At 69.1% G+C, this 20,009-nt stretch carries 16 protein-coding genes; 8 read left to right on the forward strand and 8 right to left on the reverse strand.

Annotated features, from left to right (window positions below; genetic code table 11):
- Position 1 precedes the first annotated feature (1 nt).
- Both OG558_RS04915 and OG558_RS04920 read right to left on the reverse strand, forming a co-directional pair.
- Positions 2-937, reverse strand: coding sequence for a dihydrodipicolinate synthase family protein (locus OG558_RS04915; protein WP_405069153.1), 936 nt, complete (start codon positions 935-937; stop codon positions 2-4).
- Positions 938-951: 14 nt separating this feature from the next.
- Positions 952-2,007 carry an exo-alpha-sialidase gene (locus OG558_RS04920; protein WP_405069154.1) on the reverse strand — a complete coding sequence of 352 codons (1,056 nt, stop codon included), beginning with the start codon at positions 2,005-2,007 and terminating at the stop codon, positions 952-954.
- Positions 2,008-2,075: 68 nt separating this feature from the next.
- Between OG558_RS04920 and OG558_RS04925 the strand changes: the two genes are divergently transcribed.
- From OG558_RS04925 to OG558_RS04945, 5 genes are all read left to right on the forward strand, one after another.
- The gene (locus OG558_RS04925) at positions 2,076-3,698 is read left to right on the forward strand and encodes an ABC transporter substrate-binding protein (RefSeq protein ID WP_329481953.1); all 1,623 of its coding nucleotides are present in this window, start codon (positions 2,076-2,078) and stop codon (positions 3,696-3,698) included.
- Positions 3,699-4,643 carry an ABC transporter permease subunit gene (locus tag OG558_RS04930; protein WP_329481954.1) on the forward strand — a complete coding sequence of 315 codons (945 nt, stop codon included), beginning with the start codon at positions 3,699-3,701 and terminating at the stop codon, positions 4,641-4,643. It abuts the gene before it with no gap.
- Entirely contained in the window at positions 4,640-5,560 is a 921-nt protein-coding gene (locus OG558_RS04935; protein ID WP_405069155.1) for a carbohydrate ABC transporter permease, read from the forward strand. Before OG558_RS04930 ends, OG558_RS04935 begins: the two co-directional genes overlap by 4 nt.
- Positions 5,561-5,682: 122 nt before the next feature.
- Positions 5,683-6,474 carry a phosphatase PAP2 family protein gene (locus tag OG558_RS04940; RefSeq protein WP_329481956.1) on the forward strand — a complete coding sequence of 264 codons (792 nt, stop codon included), beginning with the start codon at positions 5,683-5,685 and terminating at the stop codon, positions 6,472-6,474.
- Positions 6,475-6,513: 39 nt separating this feature from the next.
- Positions 6,514-8,538 (forward strand): HelD family protein, encoded by a 2,025-nt coding sequence (locus OG558_RS04945; RefSeq protein WP_405069156.1) that lies wholly within the window; start codon positions 6,514-6,516, stop codon positions 8,536-8,538.
- Here OG558_RS04945 and OG558_RS04950 read toward each other — a convergent pair.
- Genes OG558_RS04950 through OG558_RS04960 form a run of 3 tightly spaced genes read right to left on the reverse strand, consistent with a single transcriptional unit; the run spans position 8,515 to position 12,178 of the window.
- A complete protein-coding gene (locus OG558_RS04950) occupies positions 8,515-9,930 on the reverse strand; it encodes a hypothetical protein (RefSeq protein ID WP_405069157.1) in 1,416 nt (471 codons plus the stop codon). The genes OG558_RS04945 and OG558_RS04950 overlap by 24 nt on opposite strands.
- Entirely contained in the window at positions 9,927-10,949 is a 1,023-nt protein-coding gene (locus OG558_RS04955) for a hypothetical protein (RefSeq protein ID WP_405069158.1), read from the reverse strand. The genes OG558_RS04950 and OG558_RS04955 overlap by 4 nt, the downstream gene beginning before the upstream one ends.
- A 38-nt stretch (positions 10,950-10,987) precedes the next feature.
- Positions 10,988-12,178, reverse strand: a complete 1,191-nt coding sequence (locus OG558_RS04960; RefSeq protein WP_405069159.1) for an MFS transporter — start codon at positions 12,176-12,178, stop codon at positions 10,988-10,990.
- Positions 12,179-12,266: 88 nt separating this feature from the next.
- On the opposite strand from OG558_RS04960, the gene OG558_RS04965 reads away from it, so the two are divergent.
- Both OG558_RS04965 and OG558_RS04970 read left to right on the forward strand, forming a co-directional pair.
- The gene (locus OG558_RS04965; RefSeq protein ID WP_405069160.1) at positions 12,267-12,578 is read left to right on the forward strand and encodes an ArsR/SmtB family transcription factor; all 312 of its coding nucleotides are present in this window, start codon (positions 12,267-12,269) and stop codon (positions 12,576-12,578) included.
- 87 nt (positions 12,579-12,665) lie between these two features.
- Positions 12,666-14,927, forward strand: a complete 2,262-nt coding sequence (locus OG558_RS04970; RefSeq protein ID WP_405069161.1) for a PQQ-binding-like beta-propeller repeat protein — start codon at positions 12,666-12,668, stop codon at positions 14,925-14,927.
- Between the two features lie 16 nt (positions 14,928-14,943).
- Here OG558_RS04970 and OG558_RS04975 read toward each other — a convergent pair whose 3' ends face one another.
- From OG558_RS04975 to OG558_RS04985, 3 genes are all read right to left on the reverse strand, one after another.
- Complete coding sequence (locus OG558_RS04975) at positions 14,944-15,765, reverse strand: class I SAM-dependent methyltransferase (RefSeq protein WP_405069162.1); 822 nt, start codon at positions 15,763-15,765, stop codon at positions 14,944-14,946.
- Complete coding sequence (locus tag OG558_RS04980) at positions 15,762-16,385, reverse strand: TetR family transcriptional regulator (RefSeq protein ID WP_405069163.1); 624 nt, start codon at positions 16,383-16,385, stop codon at positions 15,762-15,764. The genes OG558_RS04975 and OG558_RS04980 overlap by 4 nt, the downstream gene beginning before the upstream one ends.
- A 65-nt stretch (positions 16,386-16,450) precedes the next feature.
- A complete protein-coding gene (locus tag OG558_RS04985) occupies positions 16,451-17,326 on the reverse strand; it encodes a Gfo/Idh/MocA family protein (protein WP_405069164.1) in 876 nt (291 codons plus the stop codon).
- Positions 17,327-17,502: 176 nt separating this feature from the next.
- On the opposite strand from OG558_RS04985, the gene OG558_RS04990 reads away from it, so the two are divergent.
- A complete protein-coding gene (locus OG558_RS04990) occupies positions 17,503-19,884 on the forward strand; it encodes a hypothetical protein (RefSeq protein WP_405069165.1) in 2,382 nt (793 codons plus the stop codon).
- Positions 19,885-20,009: the final 125 nt, after the last annotated feature.

The following is a 20,009-nucleotide window of genomic DNA, read 5'->3' on the forward strand; positions in this document are numbered from 1 at the left end:
CTCAGTGTAATCCGGCGCGGTCCAGTAAGGGCCGGATCCCGGCGATCTCCTGCTCGTTCAAGGGGATGCACGGGTACGCCGTCACCGGGCAGTCGATCACGCCCAGCAGATACAACCCCGCCTTGAACGCACCGAGCGCCGCCGAACTCGCGCCCATCCGCGAACGATCCGCCACGTCGATGATCTCGAACAGCCGGAACAACCGATCCTGCTCGGCCCGCGCCGCGGCCGCATCACCGGCGACCGACGCATCGAACAACCGCACGTAGCCGGCCGGATCCACGTTCCCCAGCCCAGGTACGACGCCATCGACACCAAAGGCCAGCGCGGAGTCGACGGTGACCTCCGACCCGGTCATGACCGCGAAGCCGTCCAACCCGACCTCCCGTCGCGAGAGCACCAACTGCCGCAGGCTCGTCTCCTGACCACTCGAATCCTTCACGCCGGCGATGACGCCCTGCTGCCCGAGCGAGATCATCAACGACGCCGGCAGCTTCGTCCCGACTCGCGACGGGATGTCATACGCATAGAGAGGCGTATCCCCAGTCGATGAGGCGAGCCGCGTGAAGTGCCGCTCGATCTCCGCCGGATGGGTGGCGGCATAGAACGGCGCCGTCGCGACCAGACCGTCCACACCGGCCTTCAACGCAGCAGACACGTGCGCACTGACGCGAGAGGTCGACGTGTCGATGACACCTGCCAGCACCGGCACCTGCCCCGATACCTCCGCCACGGCCGTCTCCAGCACGACCTGCCGCTGCTCGTCGGTCAGGAACGTGCCTTCGCCGGACGTGCCGAGCACGAACACCCCGTCCACGCCCCCGGTCAGCTGGTACTGGATCAACCGGGCCAGCGATGCGGTGTCGACGTCGTACTCGGGGGTGAGCGGGGTGACGAGTGGCGGCACCACGCCGGTCAACTGGGCGGAGTCGGTCAAGGGGTCTCCCAACGTCAAAGGGCGAATGTGGCGAAGCGGAGGGTCGCGAACGAGGAGGTCTCACCGGCCTCGTAGAAGATGCCGACCGAGCCGTCGGGCCGCACGACGAGATCGGAGTAACCGGCCATGCCCGGATGCACGACCACCGCGGCCCGCCAGGACTGACCGGAGTCGTCGCTGACGAACACGGTCAGCTCCCGGCGGCTCGACGGGTTGACCGGCGTCGACAGCAGCAGGCGGCCGTCGGGCAGGGTGAGCACACTCCCCTGGATCCCCGGCGCGGTGATCTCCGGGATCCCGGCGTACGGCGCATCGAGCGTGAGACCGCCGTCCGAGGACCATGCGTGCACGCGCGCCGGCCCGGTCCCCTGGTGGTTGCGGGCGTTGAAGTACAGCCGTCCGTCGGGCAACTCGGCGACGGTGGTCTCGTTCGCGTTGATCTCCGCGCCGTCGTTGCGATCGACGAAGCCGACCGACCAGGTGATCCCGCCGTCGTCGCTGACGATGCAGTGCCCGCCGTTCAGCCGGATCAGGTCGTCGACCGGCTCCGGCGGCACGAACGAGTGGTTCGCCGGTACGACGAGCCGACCACTCGTGAGCGCGATCCCGTGACAGGGCCCGGTCGCGTACCAACCCCAGTCGGACGGCTTCACCTGCGCGGTGATCTCCACCGTCGGGCTCCACGACGCGCCGTCGTCGGAGGACCGCTGGACGAACACTCGCCGCCCGGTCTCCGGATCGGTGCCGCGGGCAAGCGACATCTCGACCGCGTCGGCGCCGTTCTGCACCGTGACCAGCACGATGTCGCCGCTCGCGGGGTCGATCACCGGCACCGGATTCCCACAGGTCTGGCCGGGCACGGCCGACACCACCTGCAGCGGCAACCAGGTCTGCCCGCCGTCGAGCGAGCGCCGGAGGACGACCTCGATCTCACCCGCGTCGCCGGACCCGTGCAGCCGTCCCTCGCAGAAGGCGAGCACCTGCTCACCTCGCGCCAGCACGGACGGGATGCGGAACGTGTGATAGCCGCTGCCCGCCGGGTCGAAGACCACGGCCGCAGCGATTTCCACGGCGCCGACTCTTGAAGACATAGGACGTACTATGTCATGGTGTGGCCCTCCGATGGAAGTGAGGCCTCATGCCAGTCAGCAGAAGAACTTTCCTCGGCGGCGGCCTGGCCGCCGCCGCTGTCGCGGTCACGGGTACGCCGCTGCTGGCGGGGTGCGCGTCGGACAAGAAGAACACCGCGGCCGCCAACGCGGCGGTGAAACTGCCGACGTACACCAGGTACGGCGAGATCAAGCCCGACCTGCCCGGCACCGACGTGGTGCTGGACGGCTTCCTCAAATACCCGGCCAACCCCGCCAAGGTGATCACCGACGTCCCCGGCGACGGCAAGCCGATCACGTTCCTGACCAACATCCCGGGCGCGATCCCGCCGGCCGCGGACAAGAACCCGTTCTGGCAGGCCGTGAACCAGCGGCTCGGCTCCGAACTGCAGATCAGCATGGCCTCGAACGACGAGTACAAGGACAAGTTCGCCACCCGGATCGCCGGCGGCGACCTGCCCGACATCCTGAACATCCCGGTCGACACCGTGCAGATCCCCGGCCTGGTGAAGGCCAAGTGCATGGATCTGACCGAGCACCTGTCCGGTGACGCGGTCAGCAAGTACCCGTTCCTGGCGAACATCCCGACCGAGTACTGGAAGGGTTGCGTCTTCAATGGCGCGATCTACGGGGTCCCGGTGCCGCGCGGGATGTCGCGGACCTCGCTGGCCCTGTACCGCGAGGACCTGCTGGCCGCCAAGGGCATCAAGGACCCGGCCCCGAAGAACTTCCAGGAGTTCTTCGACCTGGCCAAGGAGATGACCGCGGCCAAGCAGAACAAGTGGGCCTGGACCAGGGTGCCGCTGTCGACCATCCGGCAGATGCTCGGCGTCCCGAACGTCTGGAAGGAGGACGGCGGCAAGTTCACCTCGATGTACGAGCACGAGGCGCAACTCGAGGCGCTCGAGGCGGCCCGCAAGATGGTCGCCGCCGGCGTGATCAACCCGGACGCGTTCAACGACAAGGCCAGCGCGCGCAAGCAGTGGTTCAACGGCGGTACCGCCGCGTTCGACTACGACAGCTTCGTGGCGTGGAACCAGTACTACTCCGACAACACCGCCGGCGACGCGTTCGCGGTGAACATGCTCGACGTGCCCGGCTTCGACGGTGGCGAGGGCAGCCCGTGGATGGGCTCGGCGCTGAACAACGTCACCTCGTTCAGCAAGGACAGCAAGCACACGGCCGAGACGCTGCTGAAGATCGCGAACTGGATGGCCGCGCCCTTCGGCACCGAGGAGTACCTGTTCCGCAAGTACGGCGTCGCGGGCCGGCACTACACCCTGCAGGGCACGGATCCGGTGCCGACCAAGGTCGGAGTGGTGGAGACCGGTATCGGCCTGCAGTACATCAGCGACAGCACCCTGGCGCTGTACTGGGCCGGCAAGCCGGACGTACCGCAGAAGCAGCAGGCGATCCAGGAGAAGGTCGCGAAACGGCTCGTGTACGACGCGTCGTACGGGCTGTACTCCGACACCCAGTCGAAGAAGCAGCCGCAGCTCGCGAAGACGATGACCGACCTGGAAGGCCAGATCGCGCAGGGCAAGAAGCCGGTGTCCGACTGGACCGCGGCGGTGCAGACCTGGAAGTCCGCGGGCGGCGACAAGATGCGGACCGAGCTCGAGCAAGCGCTCGCCGACACGGCAGGGAAGTAGATGCTCCAACGTTCGAAGACGCGATCGCGGCAGCGACTGAGCCTGGGGCGGCGACTGCTCCGGGACCGGGTGCTGCTGCTGTTCGCGCTGCCCGGGACGGCGCTGATCATCGCGTTCCACTACGTGCCGCTGCTCGGCAACGTGATCGCGTTCAAGGACTACCAGCCGTTCCTGGGCATCGGCGGCAGCGACTGGTCCGGCTGGGCGAACTTCAGCGTGATCTTCAACGGCGACCCGGCGTTCCTGCGGGCGTTGAAGAACACGCTGATCCTGACCAGCCTGCAGTCGGTCTTCGTGTTCCCGGCGCCGATCCTGCTGGCCCTGCTGCTGAACTCGCTGTTCTCCGAGCGGATCAAGCGGATCGCGCAGAGCATCCTCTACCTGCCGCACTTCATGTCCTGGGTGATCGTGGTCGCGCTGTTCCAGCAGATGCTCGGTGGCAGCGGGTTGCTGAACAACTACCTGCGCTCGCACGACCTCGCCACGCTCGACATCATCGGGAACTCGGACCTGTTCCACGTCCTGCTGACGTCGCAGATCATCTGGAAGGACACCGGCTGGGCGACGATCCTGTTCCTGGCCGCCCTGTCCCAGATCGACTCGCAGCTGTACGAGGCGGCCGGCGTGGACGGTGCGAGCCGGATGAAACAGCTGTGGCACGTCACCCTGCCCGGGCTGCGCGGGATCATCATCCTGCTGTTCATCCTGCGGCTCGGCGACTCGCTGACCGTCGGCTTCGAGCAGATCATCCTGCAGCAGCCGGCGGTCGGCCGGGACGTCAGTGAGGTCCTCGACACCTACGTCTACAACAACGGCGTGCTCGGTGGCGCCTGGGGCGTGGCGGCCGCGGTCGGCCTGGTGAAGGGCATCGTCGGGGTCATCCTCGTGCTCACCGCGAACAAGGTCGCCCACATCTTCGGGGAGCAAGGGGTGTACAACCGATGACGCAGACGATCGTGGCCCGCAGAGTCGCGCCTCGCCGGAAGATCGTCCAGGGCGTGCCGATGCCCTCCTGGCCGATGCGGGTCTTCAAGGGACTGGTCCTGCTGGTGTTCTGCGCGGTGGTGATCATCCCGTTCGTCGGGGTGATCTCGACCAGCGTGGCGCCGAACAAGCAGATCAACGAGTCCGGCGGGCTGGTGCTGTTCCCGAAGTCGGTCAACTTCGCCGCCTACGAGTCATTGTTCTCCGGCGGGGTGGTGACGCAGGCGCTGTTCGTCAGCATCTTCGTCACCGTGGTCGGCACATTGCTCAGCCTGACCGTGTCGTGCCTGCTCGCCTACGCGTTGTCCCGGCCTGGGTTCGTCGCCGGGCGGCCGATCCTGCTGGTCATCCTGTTCAGCATGCTGTTCTCCCCCGGCATCATCCCGCTGTACCTGACCGTCAAGGGCGTCGGGTTGCTGGACAGCATCTGGGCGCTGATCGTGCCAACGATGGTGAGCGCGTTCAACGTCGTCGTACTGCGGGCGTTCTTCATGAACCTGCCGAACGAGATCACCGAGAGCGCCCGGATCGACGGCGCGGGTGAGCTGAAGACGTTCACCTACATCGTGCTGCCGCTGTCCAAGGCCGTGCTCTCGGTGATCGGGCTGTTCTACGCGGTGGCCTACTGGAACGCGTTCTTCTCCGCGCTGCTGTACCTCAACGACTCCAAACTGTGGCCGTTGCAGCTGGTGCTGCGCACCTACGTGATCAACGACGCCCAGCTGGGCAGCGCGGAGCTCGGCACCGAGCGGCTGCCACCGCAGGCGTCGATCCAGATGGCGATCCTGGTCGTCTCGATCGTGCCGATCCTGCTCGTCTACCCGTTCCTGCAGCGGCACTTCGCCAAGGGCGTGCTGACCGGTGCCGTCAAGGGATGATCGCAACGGCGTGACGAGCACGTCACGAACGGTGCCCCTGAGCGCGGCCAGGGGTTGCCCAGGGCAACGCCAGGGTTGCGCCTGGACAAATCCTCGGGGTACGGCAGGTACCGTCGAGGAGTATGGGGATAGAGGCGCTGGAGCGGGTGGGGCAGGGTGGGGAAGAGCAGGGACAGCGCGGGGCGCAGGTCTTCTGGCGGGTGGTCAGGGAGGCGGTCCTGTTGGCCACCCTCTTCCTCGTCTACAGTGCGGGCCGGCAGATCGCCGCGCGACATACCGGGTCCGCGTTCAGCAACGCCCATGAGGTGCTGTCCTTCCAGAGCTGGCTGCACCTGCCGAACGAGGCCTCGGTCCAGCACGCGGCATTGAAGTTCCCGCACCTGGTCGAGGGAGCGAACCTCTACTACGCCAGCGTGCATGCTCCACTGACCGCCGCCGTACTGCTCTGGCTGAGCATCTGGCGGCCGAAGGCCTACCCACACGTCCGGTGGACGATGGTGTCGGTGACCGGGCTGGCACTGGTCGGGCACATCGCGTTCCCGCTGGCACCGCCGCGGATGATGCCCGGGTTCGTCGACACCGGGCTGCGGTTCGGCCAGTCGGTCTACGGCGCGGAGCACTCCGGCGGCCCGGTGAACCAGTTCGCGGCCATGCCCAGCCTGCACGTCGGGTGGGCGTCGCTGATCGCCCTGTCGATGATCCTGATCACCCGGTCCAAGTGGCGCTGGCTGTGGCTGCTGCACCCGATCATCACGTTCACCGTGGTCGTGGTGACGGCGAACCACTACTGGCTGGACGGCATCGTCGTACTGCTCCTGCTGGGCGTCAGCCTGCCGTTGCTGCTCCGCCCCGGCCTGCACGACGACCGGCCGCGGACGCGTAATTCGGTTTCCCCGCGGCAGGTGCTCAAGTAACGTGGCGAGGCTCCCCCTGACTCCCGCCGGAGGTCCCGCATGCCCCCCGATACGACCGACATCCTCCAGGCCGAGAAGGACTACCTGAAGAGCTCGCGAGCCGCGCTGGCGGTGATGCGGGACAAGACCGGCGCGCTGGAGGTCCACAGCGCCGACCGGGTCAACCAGGAGTACCTGCAGGCCGCGATCTGGCGGCGGATGAAGGAGCTCGAGGACGACCCGGACGTGCCGCTGTTCTTCGGCCGGCTGGACTACCTCGAGCCCACCGACGAGACGTTCCACATCGGCCGCCGGCACGTGAACGACGACCAGGGCGAGCCGCTGGTGGTGGACTGGCGCGCGGACATCTCCGTGCCGTTCTACCGGGCCAGCCGGACCGAGCCGATGGGCGTGGGAGTACGCCGCCGCTTCGGCTTCACGCATGGCGAGATGACCGCCTTCGAGGACGAGGACCTCACCTCGAGCGCGCCGGCCGACGAACACAGCGACATCCTCGATGCGGAGATCGAGCGACCGCGTTCCGGCCCCATGCGCGACATCGTGGCGACCATCCAGCCCGAGCAGGACGTGATCGTCCGGGCCGGGGTCGACGACACCATCTGCGTCCAAGGCGCCCCCGGGACCGGGAAGACCGCGGTCGGTCTGCACCGCGCGGCGTACCTGCTCTATGCGTATCGCGACCAGCTCAGCCGGGCCGGAGTGCTCGTGGTCGGGCCGAACGCGAGCTTCCTGCGCTACATCGGCGACGTGCTGCCCGCGTTGGGTGAGATCGAGGCGAAGCAGACCACGGTCGAGGAGCTGGTCGCCCGGGTGCGGGTGGCGGGGCCGGGTCCGGCGGCGGTCGACGTACTCAAGGGCGATGCGCGGATGGCCGGCGTACTGCATCGGGCTGTGTGGTCGCAGGTGCGGATGCCGACGGAAGCGCTGGTGGTGCCGCGGGGATCACACCGGTGGCGGGTCCCGACGTACCAGGCCGAGGAGCTGGTCGCCGAGCTTGAGACGCGTGGAGTCCGGTACGGCGCCGGCCGGTCGATGTTGCCGCAGCGATTGGCGCACGCCGTCCTGCTGCGGATGGAGGCGGCCGGTGACTCACCGGACGACCGGGTGCAGGACTCGGTGGCCCGGAGCCGCCCGGTCAAGCAGTACGCCGAAGCACTCTGGCCCGCTGTGGATCCGGCGAAGCTGCTCTTCCGCCTCTTCACCGACCCGGGACTGCTGGCCGAGCACGCCGACGGGCTCCTCACTGCTGAAGAGCAGGCGCTCCTGATCTGGGACAAGGTGCCGCGGTCGGCCGGAGCCGCCAAGTGGTCGGTCGCCGATGCCACTCTGATCGACGAGATCGCCGATCTGGTCGACCGGACGCCGTCATTGGGTCACGTGGTGCTGGACGAGGCACAGGATCTGTCCGCGATGCAGCTGCGCGCAGTCGGTCGGCGGTGCTCGACCGGCTCGATGACAGTGCTCGGCGACATCGCCCAGGGCACCACTCCGTGGGCCACACCGTCGTGGGACGAGGCATTGAAGCACCTGGGCAAGACCGGCGCCCACACCGAGGAGCTGACCGCGGGCTTCCGCGTCCCCGGCCAGGTGATCGAGTACGCCGCCCGCCTGCTCCCCCTGATCGCACCACACCTCACCCCGCCGACCGCCGTACGACGGGCGCGCGGTGAGCTGATCATCGACCGGGTGCCGGACAGCCTGGCCGCCGCGGTGACGACCGTCGACGAGGTGTCGGCGCGGCTCGGCTCGATCGGTCTGATCGTCCCGGATGCCTTGGTTCCGGCGACCCGGCAGGCCTTGCAGGACAAGGGAATCGCCTTCTCCGTGCTGGGTGACGAGGACGACGTCGACGCGCACCTGGACGTCGTACCCGCCTCACTGGCGAAGGGCCTCGAGTTCGACCACGTCGTCCTGGTGGAGCCGGCCGGCATCGTGGCCGGTGAGGCCGACGAGCGGACCGGCCTCCGCCGGCTCTACGTCTGCCTCACCCGTGCGGTCACCTCGCTGGCCGTCCTGCACAGCAAAGACCTGCCTGACGTACTAGAACCCACGCGAGCCGCCTGATCGTCTCGACGAGCGCCGCGACGAACCTCCGCCGCTCGAGCGGGTGCGGGAAGACCAGGAGCTGCGACGGCGGGAGCCACTGGACCAGCCGCTGCCGCCGTCCGAGCCGCTGCCGGAGGACGCCGACCAGCTGCTCATAGAGGACCCGACGTCAGAGCCCCACCGGCTGAACCGCGCACCGAGGCGCCGGGAGCGCCACCGCGCCCGCATCCGCTCGCCAGTCCGGCGCGCATCGTCGTCGGGGAACCACCAGCGCCGGCCGTCGCCCTGCGACCAGTAGCCGTCGATGTACGCGGACATGCCCTCGCCGACCATCCAGTACGGCCGCAGGTGGTCGCTCCACTCCTCGACCATCCGGACCTGCGGTTCCTCCCCGGCCTCCGCCCGCTGCTTGCAGGCCGCACACACGCTGACCTCGCGGACGCTCCCCTGCTCCGGCTGCCACTCGACGGTGTCCGTGCTGGGCCCGTGGCGCGGGTCGAAGAAGCAGGGTGCCGTCGGCTCGGGGATCGGCTTCCCGGCGCGTACGGCGTCCAGGCAGACCAGCCCGTAGCGGGCTGACCCCAGCAGCGACGTCACCGCCTCGACGTCCGCGTCACTCTTGGCCGCGTCGAGCCTGTGCCGGGCCTTCTCGACTGTGTCGAGCACGTCCTTGGAGAGCTTGGACTGCTGCGGGTCGGACGTCGTCGGCAGCGCTGAGACCTGCTGCGACAGCGCGATGATCTCCTCGTTCAGCAGCGGCCGCGTGACCTCCAGGTGCTCCTTCTCGTCCTTCCGGCGTCCCCGGCGAGCGTCCAGCGCGGTCACGCCGAACAAGAGCCCGATCAGTCCGGCGACACCACCGGCGTACGGCGCTGCGTCGACGTAGAACGGCTTGTCGACCTGCTGCGCTCGTTGGATGAACCTGACCAGCATGTCCTGGTAGTCCGGCGCACAGCAGTCGACCGCCTGGTCCACCGCGTCGCCCACGTGGTACGTCGGCCCGTGGTCGGCTCGCTGGACGGCATGGAAACCACGTCCGTCGGACTCCGAGTCCGCATCGACCAGTACGGCGTACACACCCTCGACTCCGACGCGGTCGTAGAGCTGGTCCGCGATCTCCTCGCCCTCCCAGGCGAGGTTCACGAAGTAGTCGCTGTCCGAGGTGTTGATCTTGGCCGCGGGGATCACCGCGATCCGGATCGGCGCCGCGGCACTCTTCGCCGCGGCGTCCAGCTCCGCGACCTCGGCCGGTGTCAGCTTCTTGACGTCCGGGTCGACCCAGACACCAGGGTCGCCGAGGTTGCCGGCCACGGCGTTCAGGTAGACGTCGGGGTCGGTGGCCGCGTGCGCCGGTACCCCCGGCAGCATCGAGGCCGCGACCAGTGCGAGCGCACCGAGCAGTCGTTTCATCGTGTTCCTCCCGAGAGCCGGTCGCGACAGGCACCACAGACCGGGACTTCCCGGGGCCGCCCGCCGGTTGGCATGTACATCCAGTCCGTCACGGACGTGCCGTGAGCGGGGTCGAAGAAGCAGGCCGCCCGTCGTGCCGGCTTGGGCGTTCCCGCGACGAGTGCCTGGGCGCAGGCGAGCCGCCAGCGCCCGTACTCGACGGTGGTCCGGACCTCGCGCAGCTTGTCGTCATCGGGCTCGCCGTCGACCACGCGGCCGGCGTCGGCGTACGCATCCATCGCCGCCTGCACGTCCGCCGCAGTGTTCACGCCGTCCAGACGCACGTCCGCGGTATCCAGTTCCTCGCCGAACCGCGTCACGTCCTCGCGCGCCAGCGCCCTCCGCTCCGACAGACTGTCGGCCTCATCCGGCAGGACGGCGTACGACGGTCGGTAGAGCGCAGGGCCTTCGTCCTTACCGGGCCGCGAGTTCCACCAGCGCAGGGCCAGGCCGCCGGCGACCAGGAGAATGAGCACGATCAGAGCCGGCCACAGCCAGCCAGGCGGGCCGCTCGAAGCTTTGGGTACGTCGAGTTGGTCCAGCACTCCGTTGAGCGTGCCGACCGGGTCGGAGCGGCTGTGCTTGTCCAGCTCGTCGGTCAGAATGCCGGCGATCGGGGTGTCGACCCCGACCGCGCTCCCCCAGGTCATCGCCCCGCCGAACACGACCAGATAGATGCCATCGGCCCGCTGCAGGTCCACCAGCTTGTCGACGTACGCACGGGCGGCGGCGCTGTTGTCACCACTCCCGTTCAAGGCCGCCACCGGGACCACTGCGATCCGGATGGCCGGATCCTGATCGCGCACCCGCCCGGCCAACTCGGCGGCGTCCTTGTCGGGGACCAGGGAGCGCTGCGACGGGTCGACGTACACCGACGAGGTCTTCCAGCCACCGACAACGGACGCCGGATCCGGACCGGGCACGGCCGCCGTCGGTGCGAGCACGGTCGACACGAAGAGGACCCCGGCGAGCAGACACATGGGCGCTAGCCTGCCCTAGTCGGGGTACCACTCAGTGATCAGTCGGCTGCAGCTGTGAGATAGATGTCCTCTTCGCGCTCCAGCTCCTCGACTCGCTGGAGAGCCGAGTCGCGCCAGAGCGCGAACAGCAGGCCGAGCACCGCCAGCGAGAGCACGGCGGACAGCAGCGGCAGGTAGCTCACACCGACTGCTTGGATGACCAGACCGCCCACCACAGCGGACAGTCCTGCGCCCAGGTAGATCGCGGACGCGTTGAGCGAGATCAGCAGGCCACCGCCGAGCTCCAGCAGGAGGTTCTGGATCGGCGGGTTGAAGGCCCACGTGAACATGCCCCAGATGAACAAGGCCGCAGCCGCGCCGACCTCGGTGGTCATCGTGAGGTCCAGTGTGCCGACGACGGCAGTGAGGCCGGTCAGCAGGACCAGGAGCGTGCGCAGGCTGCCGAATCGGTCCGTGGCGCGTCCTCCGACCAGGTTCCCGACCACGGCGCCCACGCCGTACACGAGAAGCAGGATGCCGGTGACACTGCCGGTCAAACCGGCGGAGTGCTTCAGCAGCGGCACGATGTAGATGTAGACGCTGAAGGCGCCGAGCACTCCGAGGACGGTCATCGCCAGAACGATCTGCACCCGCCGATCGGTCACACCGGCGAACCGCTCGCGCAGACTGACCACAGGAGGCGCGTCCACCCTCGGAAGCGCGGCCCGCTCGACGATGGCGACCAGTACGGCGATGACCGTGATCAGGGCGAAGACACCCTTGTAGCCGAGCGTCGGACCGAGCAGGCTGCCGGCGGGCACACCGAGCACCAGAGCGAAGGTCAGACCGCCGAACACGATGGCAACGGCCCTGCCGCGTTCCTCGGGTGGCAGCAGTCCTGTCGCGAAGAGGGTGGCGGCGGGGGTGTAGACGGCGGCACCGAAGGCGGCCACCACGCGACCGACGATCAGCACTGGGTAGTCGGTGGCGACCGCGGCGATGAGGTTGCCCAGCGCGGCCAGAACGAGTGCGGCGATGAGGAGGGTACGACGCTCCCACCGGCCGGTCAGTGTGGACAGGATCGGCGCGCCGACGGCGTACGACAGGGAGAACGCGGTGGCGAGCTGGCCCGCGGCGGTCAGTGAGACGTGGAGCTCGGAGCTGACGTCGGGCAGTACGCCGGACACGACGTACGCGCTGGTGCCGACCGCGAACGCGCCGGCGCCGAGCAGGTAGATCCGTGCGGACATCGGAGACCTTCCGGACGAGGTTCAGTAGTTCGACCGTCATCGTACTACGAAGATCATCGAACTTCGACGTGCGTCGTATCATGGACATATGAGTAGTAAGGAACTCCCGCAGCCTGAGCGCGATGCCATCCGCGTCGAGACGGTGCTTCAGGCCCTCGGCGAGCCGGTCCGACTGCAGATCGTCCGCGCCCTCGCCGACGTGCCCCAGGGCATCGCCTGCGGCGAGATCGACCTCCCCGTCACCGCCTCGACCCGGGCGCACCACCTCCGCATCCTCCGCGAGGCCGGCGTCCTGTCCACCCACACCGAAGGCACCCGGCGGATCAGCAAGCTCCGCCGCACCGACCTCGAGTCCCTCTACCCCGGCCTCCTCTCCGGCGTCCTCGCCGCCCGCCAGTAGCCCTGTGCGAGCCTCGCACCGCAACCGCAAGCTGCCGGTCGGGTGATCGAGCGTTCGTTGTAGGGGTCGGACTGGCAAACTGGGGCAGTGGTCGAGCTGCGTGGGCGGTGGGGCGAGCTGGTGCCCGGCTCCGCCTCGCTCGCGGATGAACTGGTGGCGAGGTACGTCGAACGGACGCGCCGGGCCTACCGCGACCAGTACCTGGAGATCGTGCTGACGGCGCTGGACTCACTGATCCAGCTGTCCACCGACCCGACGTCGGTCCGGCTCGCGGCCTGGTTCCACCGGGCGGTCCATGAGCCGGGCGGCACACCGGCCGAGGACGCCGAGGCATCCGCCCGGCTGGCCCAGCAGCTCCTCCCGCAGTACGGCGTACCACCGATCCGGATCGCGGAAGTCGCCCGCCTGATCCGCCTCACCGGCGAGCTCGCCGCACCCCCACCCGACTCCTACGCACCACCCCGGCGCGACGCGAACGGCGACGTACTCCTCGATGCCGTCAACGCGATTCTCTCCGCCGACCCCAGCCGGTACGCCGTCCACACCGCCGAGGTACGGCGGGACGCGGGCGACCGCAAGGCCGCACTCGAGCAGCGGTACGACGAGGTCCGCGAACTGCTCGACGGCCACCTCTATCGCACCCAACTGGCCCGCCAACGACTCGGCCCGGTCGCCCGGGTCAACCTCGAGTCAGAGCTCGCCGGGCTGGACAGCCAGCTCCCAGCACCCTGGCGTGGTTGGCAACAAGCCGCCCTGACCGCCACGGCCACCTTCAGCGCGATCGCCGCCGCCGTGGTCTCCATCGCCGCATCCGGCGCCTCATGGCAGGTCCCGACCGCCCAGAACGAGGCCGGCTGGCCTCCCGTCGTGCTGGCCGTCGTCGCGTTCTTCAGCGCACCGCTGCTGTTCCGCTGCGCCCGCAGTGCCAGCCAACGCTCTCGACTCATCGCAGGTGCGGTGGTCGCGATTGCTGTCACCGGACTGCTCGTCGCCTGGGCCCGGGTCCCGAGGATCAACCCAGCCGTCGGCGTGGGCCTGCGCGTTCCGCTGCTCATCGCTGCCCTGCTCCTGCTCCTGCTGGCCGGCTCCGCAGCACTGGTCGCCTCGCTATTGCGCACGAGAACTGCCCGCTTCCTCCCCGCCCGCAACCCCGGTCAGCAACTCGCCTGGCTGGCAGTGCCGGCCACGGTGGCACTCATCCTGCTGTTGATCATCCAGCCCGTGGCCCGCAACTACGTGCTGAGCTCCAACGAGCGAGTGGAAGGCACACCGAACGAGGCAGGCAAGGCGTCCCCGTCCGTCCTCGACGGCACGGTCGCCTGGGTCAGCAAGTCACTGCCGGGCTCCGGGGCCGAGCAGGCGATCGGCACCAGGTACGGCATCGCCGTCCCCCGGCAGAGCGGCGTGATCGAGATGCTCGACGCCGCGACCGGCGTACTGCGCTGGCGCTACAGCCGGTCCGATTCCGACGAGCAGCCGAACATCGTGGCGACCGGCGACGGTGACTACGTGCTGGCAGAGTTCGCCGACGTCGGCTACCTGCTGCTCGACGCGAAGACCGGTCACCGCAAGGCCGCGTGGCCCGGCCACACCCGCGACCGCCTCATCCAGCAGGCGCAACCACTACTGACCGGCGAGCCGGCGCCGGGCGGCTCCAGCAAACTGCACGGCGTCGACTCGGATGGACACGAGCGGTGGACGTTCGAGCCGGGCGGCTGCACGGATCTGGGCGCGGTCGCGACCGCTGAGACCGTCGTCGCGTTCGTGGGGCACAGCTGCAACGACGAGCCCGACGAGATGACCGCACTGGATCTGAAGTCCGGGAAGAGGCTGTGGACCAAGGCCTCCGCCGACGCCTACCGCCGACCCGTCGTTGTGGCCGGCCTGGTGGTCGTGGCCGAGCCTGGCGGCGATTCCGACGTGCCTGTCGCCCTCGCTGCCATCGATCCGCGGACAGGTGACGTCCGCTGGCGCTGGCCGGTGCCGCGGACCTGGGCGTGCCGGACGCTGCTCAACGCGGCCGGCAAGTACCTGGTCGTCGTGGACTGCCCAGGCCCCAGCACCTTGGAGAACCGCAAGACCGTGGTCACGGCCATCGACGCCAACACCGGTCTGACCGCCTGGCAGACGACCGCACCGGTCAGTCCGCGCATGAAGGTGACCGTCACCGCCGACGCCCGCGTGATCTCGCTCGGCCGCGGCACGACCGGCTGCGTCGCCAACGTGATCGGCAGCACCGGCTTCCGCCAGGTCCCGCTCCCCACCGGCATCTCCTGCGGCCGCGACCCTCGCGCCATCGGCAACCTCGTCCTCACCTCTGGCACCGACACCGTCATCGCACTGCGCTGATCCAGCAGCGGCTGATTCAGAAGCGATAGTGCAGGACGACGTTCCCGCGCCGGGACAACGACTCACTCCGGGCCGACAGCCGGTTGGCCCACCGCAGTCCGGCCGGGAACCGCTCGACCTCGGGCTCCCGGGTCAGCAGGATCTCCCGCACCAGCCGAAGCTTCGGGTTCCAGCTCTCCGGGGTGTGCGGATCGTCGAAACCCTCCGAGCGCATGATCGCCCGCACCGCCTTCGCGCCGGGATACACCTTCGCGGCCTTGACGGCGAAGGTCGAGTATCCGTTGAAGGCGATCTCGCCGCTCGGGAAATGCTCGATGATCCGGTTCAGGATCGCGCTCCACTCCGCCAGCGGGAAGAACGCGAGCAGCCCGTCCGCGACGATGACGGCCGGCCGGTCCGTGGGGATCCGGTCCAGCCAACCGGGCTCGGCGAGATCAGCCGCGTGGTTGTGCACGTGCGGGCGCGCCGGGACCAGCTGCTGCCGCGCGGTGATCACGTCGGGGAAGTCGATGTCGTACCAGTCCACCGTCGGTGGTACGTCGATCCGCGTCGCGCGCGAGTCCAGCCCGGCACCGAGGTCGAGCCCGATCGCGTCCGGATGACGGGTGACGAAGTCGCGGGCGATCTCGTCCAGCTTCAGCGCCCGGTGCGCGATGTAGATCACGCTGCTCGGGCTGATCTTGAGCTTGCCGTAATCGTAATCGACCGTACGGACGATCTGGTCCGCCAGCTCGTCACGCAGCAACGGGTCTTCGCGCCGGTTGTCCAGCGCCCGGCCGCACAACGTCAGCCAGAGACTGTCCTCCAGCTGGTCGAAGACCGGGAGCGTGATCGTCATGATTGGCTCATCTCCTCATCTGCCGCGGCTGCTGTCCGCAGCGCGGTGTCGTCGGTGTAGAGGCCGTACGTGTAGAGCTCGAGCGTCGGCACCGCCAGCCGGCGCAGCACGTCCGGCCCGAACTCCTCCTGGCCGAGCGCTCGCGCGAGGGCCGGCGGCATCGTCAACGTGGCCAGGCTGAGCAGCACGTTCAGCACTGCGAGCGCCCGCGGATCCGATGACTCGCGCATGCGGCCGGCGTCCACCCCGGCCCGGTGCACCGCCTCCGACTCGCCGACGATGCGGTCGACGAAGGTCTGCGCGGCCGGCGAGTCCTCCGCCATCGCCCGCGTCATGTACTGCACCTGCCGCCGATAGCCGTCCGGATCCGCCAGGTACTCGCCCAGCAGATCCGGTGTCCCGGCCGCCCGGGCCCGGCGGGTCAGCACCTGGAGCACGAACTCGTCGCAGGCCGCCCGCAACCCGTCCTTGCTGCCGAAGTGGTGAATGACCAGGCCGGCACTGACGCCCGCGGCCGCCGCGATCGCCCGCAGGTTGGTCTTCTCGAAGCCGTCCCGGGCGAACAGCTCGACCGCCGCATTGCGGATCCTGGCCTGCGCGGTGAGGTCTTCTGAACGCATGTTCAATAGACTAAACACATGTTCAACGCCGCGCAAGCGGATCGAGGTGTACGGCGCTCCGGACGTCAGGCGAGCTGCAGCTCGGCAGTGGCGAGGAGCTCGACGATGCGCGTGCCGAAGGCGACGTCGACGGGGTGCGACTCGCCCGACTCGGCCGCGGCGACCAACTCCTCGGCAGCAAGTTGCAGCGCCTCGATCGCGGACGTCTCGGCAGCCGGCAGGAGCGCCGTACCGGTCTCTCCCCAGACGCCGGTCTCGAAGTTGCTGCCCATTGGCGGAGCCGAAAGCGAGATGCTGGCGGTGCTGGTGGCTCCGGACTCGTGGGTGAGGACGAGGTGGACCAGGCCGCCGGCACCGCCGACGGCAGCCAGCTCGACGATCGGGCCGAGCATCGCGGTCAGGTTGGCCAGGGCGTGCGGGCCGACGTCCCAGATGGCACCACGCCGCTCGCGTCGCCAGGGTGAGTCGACGAGCGGCTTGCCCGGTTCGTCGAGGGCGGCGAGCATGCGGGTCCAGCCGCCTTTCCAGCCTCCCCGCGCCTGGATCTCGGCGAAGAACGACCGCAGCGGCTGCTGGAACCGGCTGGTGAAGAACACCACCGACGCGATGCCCTCGTCCGCGGCCTCGTCGGCCAGCGCCCGGGCGTCGTCGAGCGAGTCCGCGACCGGCTTGTCCAGCAGCAGATGCTTGCCGACGGCGGCGGCCTCCAGGGCCATCGACGCCTGCACCTTCGGCGGTACGGCGAACGCGACCGCATCCACCGACTCCAGTAACTCCGCGTAGTCGCCGTACGGCGCGACACCCAGCTCTCCCGCGAGCGCCCCGGTTTTGTCGGCGTGTCGCCCCCACACGCCTACCAGTTCCACGCCGGCGGCGGCGTTCAACCCCGGTCCGTGCGTCCGCCGAGCCCAGGAACCGGTGCCGACCAACCCGAACCGCATGCACTTCTCCTCGCGCCGGAACTGTGACCTGCACCGCAATTTCACCGCTGGAATTCGGTGCCTGGTGCACCCATCGAAGCGGCTAGGTGACGAGCCGATATCGCTTTGGCCACGACCCTATCCGGGAGCCCCGGATCGGTCGGTACAGGCTCCCGGGGAGTGCGAGACTCCCAGCCATGGACTTGCGCGACCAGTGGAATCGCCTGCTGCCGCACGCGCAGCCGTTGGGCGAAGACCTGCTGGCTCGCTACGCAGAGCAACAGCGGCACTATCACGACCAGCGGCACCTGACCGAGGTCCTGGAGACCATCGACGAGCTGGCCGACGCCGCCGACGACGCGGACACGGTCCGGCTGGCGGCGTGGTTCCACGACGCGATCTACGACCCTCAGGCCGACCCCGGCGAGAACGAGGAGGTCTCGGCCCAGCTGGCCGAGCTCGAGCTGGCGGCGTACGGCGTCGAGGCCGGGCGGGTCGAGGAGATCGGCCGGCTGGTCCGCCTGACCGCCAAGCACGACTGCGAGCCGGACGACCGCAACGGCGCCGTCCTGTGCGACGCCGATCTGCGCATCCTGAGCGCGGTACCGCAGCGGTACGACGAGTACTCCGCCGGCATCCGGCAGGAGTACGGGCACATCGCCGACCGGGACTTCGCCCGCGGCCGGATCTCGTTCCTGCAGAGCCTGGCCGGGACCCGGCTGTACGCGACCACCCGAGGTCATGACCATTGGGAGCGAGCAGCCCGCGACAACATCGCCCGGGAGGTCGGCACCTTAGGCCCTAAGGCCGCCCGGCCGATCGGCGGGCTGATCCCGGTCATCTACTTCGGTGCGGCGCTCGGTGTGGTCATCGCGTCCTCGGTCCTGCTCGGCCGCGGCCTCGGCGCGGCCGCCAAGTGGCCCGCCGGCCCGGACGACGTCAGCGGCTTCCCGGTCTGGACGCCGATCGCTGGTACGGCGCTGTCGGCCGGACTGGCCTGCGCATGGTTCCGCCGAACCCAACCGCGGCTGTTGAGCATCCCTGCACTGGTGTTCGCAGTGGTCGGAGTGGTCGCTGTCGGCATCTGCTGGTGGAGCTGGCCGGCCGCACAGCCCGGTGCGGCCATGTCCGAGCGCTGGCCGTACCTGATGCTCGCGTCCGTCGCCTTGGTGCTGGCTGGTGCGCTCTTGTCGCTGGCGAGACGGCTGCGGCTCGCACCGCCGTACGCGCAGGCTCCGCCGCGGACGCTGGGTCTCGGCGCCACTGTGGTGTGCGCAGCGCTGCTGGCCTGGATCGTGGTGTCGGCCGGTGAGCCGTTCGTACAGGCCCGGCTGGAGACCGCCAACACGGTGAGTACGACGACCACCATCGCCCCCAACCAGATGCCGGTGCAGCTCGACGGGACGCTCGCCTGGAGCCGCGAAGTGCCCGCCACGGGCGCTATCGCTGGTACGGCGGGCGGCGTGGCCGAATTGCGCTCCGATGGCGTGGTCATGTCCGACGCGACCACCGGCCAGATCCGCTGGCGGTACTCGCGCTCCGACGTCCAGGACGCCGCGTCCAGTGGCTCCAAGGGCCTCCTGGTCTCCGCCGACGGCCGGACCATCGCCGCGCACCTCCCGTCCGCGGACTATCGCGATCCGGCGGGCATCGACCTGCCGACGTACGCAGTACTCGATGCGGTGAGCGGAAAGGTGCTGACCGAGGTCCACACCGACGGGACCGCCCTGGCCGTCGACCAAGACCAGTTGCTGGTGGCGGAGGACAACTACGTCGTGGCGCACGGCGTGAGCAGTCCGACGCACTGGCGCACGCAACTGCGCTGCAACGTGACACAGGGCGAGCTGATCGGCGACCAGGCGGTCGTCGTCGATGCGTGCGGTGGCAACAGTGCCGTCGTACGCGGTCTGGACGTCAAGACCGGTGACCAGCGCTGGGATGTCGATCTGGGGAGCAGGTTCGACCTGAGTGCCGAGCTGGAGCCGTCCACCTGGGTCGGCGACCTGGTCGCCGTACCTGACACCCGGGAGGTCTCCGGACTGATCTGGACCGGTGCCGCGGGCGGAACGCTCTTCCAGTGGTCTGTCGATGTCGGCGAGGGCCGCATCATCTGGACGACCCCGGTGCCGGGCACACCGCGGCCTCGACTCGGATCCGCGTCGTGCGACGCACAGCTCGCCGCCACCCATGCATCTCTCGTCCTGATCACCTGCCGGAACGCCAGCGACGTCGGACAGCCGCAGACGTACGACGTCTCCGCGTCGAGCCCCGCAGACGGCACACCGCAGTGGCACCACCTGCTGGAGGTGCCGCCGAAGCTGCAGCAGCCGGAGTACCCGCGGGACGGGTTCGGACTGCTGCCGGACGGGCGGGTCGTCACGCTGATGCCGCAGCCGAACGGAAGCTGCTCACCGGTGATGATCGGCGCCACCGGCGTCCAGCCCCGTCCGATCCTGGCCGGCACCACCGCGAAGCCGGTCGCCCAGACCGAAGAGGTCACCTGCAACAAGCCGGCCGTCACCGTCGCCGGCGCCCGCCCCATCTTCTCCGACGGCAGCAGGCTCTTCGCCCTCAACTGACCTCGCCTCCCGCTCCGGCGCGGCGCGGGAATTTCTGTTGCCGTCGGCAGCGTTCCTACCTACCGTGATCCGCATGTCCCGCGTGGTTTTCGAGTCCGACCTGTCAGGCACCGGCCTGACGGGCG

It is taken from the genome of Kribbella sp. NBC_01510 (assembly GCF_045040325.1).
In the GTDB taxonomy this organism is placed as follows: Bacteria; Actinomycetota; Actinomycetes; order Propionibacteriales; family Kribbellaceae; genus Kribbella.

What these genes read in the sequence shown, in the direction of transcription:
- OG558_RS04935 (WP_405069155.1), top strand. Translation starts at nt 4,640, where the DNA reads ATGACGCAGACGATCGTGGCCCGCAGAGTCGCGCCTCGCCGGAAGATC.
- OG558_RS04980 (WP_405069163.1), bottom strand. Translation starts at nt 16,385, where the DNA reads ATGCGTTCAGAAGACCTCACCGCGCAGGCCAGGATCCGCAATGCGGCG.
- OG558_RS04930 (WP_329481954.1), top strand. Translation starts at nt 3,699, where the DNA reads ATGCTCCAACGTTCGAAGACGCGATCGCGGCAGCGACTGAGCCTGGGG.
- OG558_RS04955 (WP_405069158.1), bottom strand. Translation starts at nt 10,949, where the DNA reads ATGTGTCTGCTCGCCGGGGTCCTCTTCGTGTCGACCGTGCTCGCACCG.
- OG558_RS04940 (WP_329481956.1), top strand. Translation starts at nt 5,683, where the DNA reads ATGGGGATAGAGGCGCTGGAGCGGGTGGGGCAGGGTGGGGAAGAGCAG.
- OG558_RS04965 (WP_405069160.1), top strand. Translation starts at nt 12,267, where the DNA reads ATGAGTAGTAAGGAACTCCCGCAGCCTGAGCGCGATGCCATCCGCGTC.
- OG558_RS04990 (WP_405069165.1), top strand. Translation starts at nt 17,503, where the DNA reads ATGGACTTGCGCGACCAGTGGAATCGCCTGCTGCCGCACGCGCAGCCG.
- OG558_RS04945 (WP_405069156.1), top strand. Translation starts at nt 6,514, where the DNA reads ATGCCCCCCGATACGACCGACATCCTCCAGGCCGAGAAGGACTACCTG.
- OG558_RS04985 (WP_405069164.1), bottom strand. Translation starts at nt 17,326, where the DNA reads ATGCGGTTCGGGTTGGTCGGCACCGGTTCCTGGGCTCGGCGGACGCAC.
- OG558_RS04925 (WP_329481953.1), top strand. Translation starts at nt 2,076, where the DNA reads ATGCCAGTCAGCAGAAGAACTTTCCTCGGCGGCGGCCTGGCCGCCGCC.
- OG558_RS04975 (WP_405069162.1), bottom strand. Translation starts at nt 15,765, where the DNA reads ATGACGATCACGCTCCCGGTCTTCGACCAGCTGGAGGACAGTCTCTGG.
- OG558_RS04960 (WP_405069159.1), bottom strand. Translation starts at nt 12,178, where the DNA reads ATGTCCGCACGGATCTACCTGCTCGGCGCCGGCGCGTTCGCGGTCGGC.
- OG558_RS04950 (WP_405069157.1), bottom strand. Translation starts at nt 9,930, where the DNA reads ATGAAACGACTGCTCGGTGCGCTCGCACTGGTCGCGGCCTCGATGCTG.